Raw genomic sequence first — 1,103 nt, forward strand, 5'->3', positions numbered from 1 at the left:
TTTGAAAATGACCTGCGCATCTTTTCCTCCCAGTTAAGTGACTATTATCTCTTAACTGGGTGTGTTCATCCATTAGACCACTTCAGAACTTATCAATTGTCTTATTATTTAGATATACGGCGCGTGGATAAAATTAGTTATTTATAATAAAAAGTTAAGTCAACTAAATCATTTTTTAATAGTCCTAATTTTAAACTATAATGAATTAGGCTTCTGAATTAAATTCACATGAGGTTAAGTTAAGGTCTATTTCAATCGTGAAGACTATGCTCACTTTTGATTAAAATGAATAGAATAGGGATGTTCTATGAAGAAAAAAAGGGAATTAATTAGAGAATTTAGAGTATTCAACAAAAAGAATGAATGGGTCGATTTAAAAGAATATGCGATTTTTATCGATGTTGGAACACTTACTAATAACGCGCCTAAATATATTCGCACTCAAACTGAGTATGTAACCCATGATGGGCTGCATTATTACCTCGCTAATGGAGGATATGAGTTTAATGGGATAATTTTTAAAGAAAAAGAGTAACTGTTTAGGTTTTTTATAAAAATCCTGATTTCATCAGGAAAAATTAGGAGACAATAGCGTATGATTTAGCAAGAATATGTTTCTTAATTTTATTTTCATTACCTTGGGAGTAACGGTTCATGAGTAATGAATGGAAGATTGAGCCACTTCTTAATGATTAAGATAGAAAATAAATGTTATTAATTAATGCATCTATGCCAAATCCATCTTCCCATAATAATAAAAATGAAAAGCCACAAAAACACAATAATTAAACCAATCTTCCAATTTCTGGGTAATAACTCTCCCTTATTTATAGCTTCTTGTGCCTTTTCGATACAGTCATTCCAAATTTCTTCGGGGATTAATTTAATCGCCAGGTAGATGCCAAATGGGATAATAATTAAATCATCCAATAATCCTATAACAGGTATGAAATCGGGAATTAAATCAATGGGGCTTAACGCATAGGCAAGGGTTATAACTACAACACATTTAGCTTTCTGAAGTGGTCTAATGGATGAACACACCCAGTTAAGAGATAATAGTCACTTAACTGGGAGGAAAAGATGCGCAGGTCATTTTCAAA

At 31.7% G+C, this 1,103-nt stretch carries 2 protein-coding genes; one reads left to right on the top strand and one right to left on the bottom strand.

Annotation, left to right across the window (positions count from 1 at the left end):
• Positions 1 to 307 precede the first annotated feature (307 nt).
• On the top strand, positions 308 to 535 hold the full coding sequence (locus Lwal_RS04865; RefSeq protein ID WP_058479798.1) for a hypothetical protein: 228 nt from the start codon (positions 308 to 310) through the stop codon (positions 533 to 535).
• A gap of 179 nt (positions 536 to 714) precedes the next feature.
• Here the strand turns inward: Lwal_RS04865 and Lwal_RS18160 are convergent, their stop codons facing one another.
• Positions 715 to 1,044 carry a YkvA family protein gene (locus tag Lwal_RS18160; protein WP_058479799.1) on the bottom strand — a complete coding sequence of 110 codons (330 nt, stop codon included), beginning with the start codon at positions 1,042 to 1,044 and terminating at the stop codon, positions 715 to 717.
• Between the last annotated feature and the right edge of the window lie 59 nt (positions 1,045 to 1,103).

The sequence above is a fragment of the Legionella waltersii genome, assembly GCF_001468085.1.
Taxonomy (GTDB): Bacteria; Pseudomonadota; Gammaproteobacteria; order Legionellales; family Legionellaceae; genus Legionella; species Legionella waltersii.

Excerpts from the sequence above, each read along its gene's own strand:
- Lwal_RS04865 (WP_058479798.1), top strand. The coding sequence starts at position 308 with ATGAAGAAAAAAAGGGAATTAATTAGAGAATTTAGAGTATTCAACAAA.